Below are 2,099 nucleotides of genomic sequence, written 5' to 3'. Positions count from 1 at the left end.
CAATGCGGTTCTATCTTCGCCCATTGGGCATCGGTCAGTACTAAGCGATCCATCCAGTGGGTGAATCACATCTCCGCTAAAATAGGAATCCCAAATCCCCACAGACCCTAGTGTCCTGCCCGAGAAATTCTCATAAGAATTTCTCGGGCAGGACACTAGCCGATCCTCATAGCCTGTCCGGTCGTTTCGCTCCCGCGCCGGCCGATTCCACATTGACAGGCTCCCGGCCGCGGGCCAAAGCAATGTATATACAAGCTTGCGCAAGGTGATGCCATGACGCGTCCGACCGTCTCCCGCCTTTCGAACAGCCGCGTCGTCCGCGCGCCCCGCGGCACTCAACTTTCCGCCAAATCCTGGCAGGCCGAGGCGGCGATGCGGATGCTGATGAACAATCTCGATCCCGACGTGGCCGAAAAACCGTCCGAGCTGGTCGTCTATGGCGGCATCGGGCGCGCCGCCCGCGACTGGGACTGTTACGACCGCATCGTCGAAAGCCTGAAGACGCTGGAAGCCGACCAGACGCTGCTGGTTCAGTCCGGCAAGCCGGTGGGCGTCTTCCGCACGCACGAAGACGCCCCCCGCGTCCTGATCGCCAATTCCAACCTGGTGCCGCACTGGGCGACATGGGACACGTTCAACGAACTCGATCGGGCCGGGCTCATGATGTACGGCCAGATGACGGCCGGATCGTGGATCTATATCGGCAGCCAGGGCATCGTGCAGGGCACGTACGAGACGTTCGTCGAAATGGCGCGCCAGTCCTATGGCGGCGACCTGGCCGGGCGCTGGATCCTGACGGGCGGCCTGGGCGGGATGAGCGGCGCGCAGCCCCTGGCCGCCGTGATGGCCGGCGCGTCCATGCTGGCCGTCGAATGCGCGCCCTCGCGCATCGAGAAACGCCTGCGGACCGGCTATCTCGATCGGCGGGCGGACAGTCTCGACGCGGCGCTGGACATCATCGCGGCGGCGTGCCGGGACAGAAAGCCGGTTTCCGTCGGCCTGCTCGGCAACGCGGCCGACATCTTCCCCGAACTCGTCCGGCGCGGCATCCGCCCGGACGCGGTGACCGACCAGACCTCGGCGCACGATCCGCTCAACGGCTATCTGCCGGCGGGCTGGACGCTGGACCAGGCCGAAAGGATGCGGATCGCCGATCCGGCCGCCGTCGAGCAGGCGGCGAAGGCGTCGATGCGCCGGCAGGTCGAGGCCATGGTCGCCTTCCACCGCATGGGGGTGCCGACCTTCGATTACGGCAACAATATCCGCCAGATGGCGTCCGAGGCAGGATATGCGGACGCCTTCGCGTTCCCCGGTTTCGTGCCGGCCTATATCCGCCCGCTATTCTGCCGTGGCGTGGGTCCGTTCCGCTGGGCGGCGCTGTCCGGCGAGGCGGAGGACATCTACCGCACCGACCAGAAGGTGAAGGAATTGCTGCCCGACGACAGGCACCTGCATGCCTGGCTGGACATGGCGCGGCAGAAGATCCGCTTCCAGGGCCTGCCCGCGCGGATCTGCTGGGTCGGGCTGGGCGATCGTCACAGGCTGGGCCTGGCATTCAACGACATGGTGGCGAAGGGCGAATTGAAGGCGCCGATCGTCATCGGGCGCGATCATCTCGATTCCGGCTCGGTCGCCAGCCCGAACCGCGAGACCGAAAGCATGCGCGACGGGTCCGATGCCGTCTCCGACTGGCCGCTGCTGAACGCGCTGCTCAATACGGCCTCCGGCGCGACCTGGGTGTCCCTGCATCATGGCGGCGGCGTGGGCATGGGCTTTTCGCAGCATGCGGGCATGGTCGTCGTCGCCGACGGCACGGCCGAGGCGGCGCGGCGCCTCGAACGCGTGCTGTGGAACGATCCCGCCACGGGCGTGATGCGCCACGCCGACGCCGGCTACGACACGGCAATGGCCTGCGCCCGGGCCAACGGGCTCGATCTGCCGATGGTCACCAGGGATTGATGAACAGGGGATAAGGAACACGATGACGGATCTGCTTGTCCTGCGCCCCGGCGGTCTCGACCTGGCCGTGCTGCGGCGCTTCGTGGCCGGCGGGCTGCGCGTCGCATTGGGCGAGGACACGATCGCCGCGCTGGCCGAGG

General features: G+C 66.7%; 1 protein-coding gene. It reads left to right on the top strand.

Translation table 11 applies throughout. The annotated features are described in order from the left end of the window. Positions 1-273 precede the first annotated feature (273 nt). Positions 274-1,959, top strand: a complete 1,686-nt coding sequence (hutU, locus tag HUK84_RS15815; RefSeq protein ID WP_176641138.1) for a urocanate hydratase — start codon at positions 274-276, stop codon at positions 1,957-1,959. The last annotated feature ends 140 nt before the right edge of the window (positions 1,960-2,099 follow it).

This window comes from Nguyenibacter vanlangensis (assembly GCF_013376155.1).
In the GTDB taxonomy this organism is placed as follows: domain Bacteria; phylum Pseudomonadota; class Alphaproteobacteria; order Acetobacterales; family Acetobacteraceae; genus Gluconacetobacter; species Gluconacetobacter vanlangensis.
The sequence above is the reverse complement of the archived record's forward strand: the minus strand, read 5'-3'. Positions and strand labels throughout refer to the sequence as shown.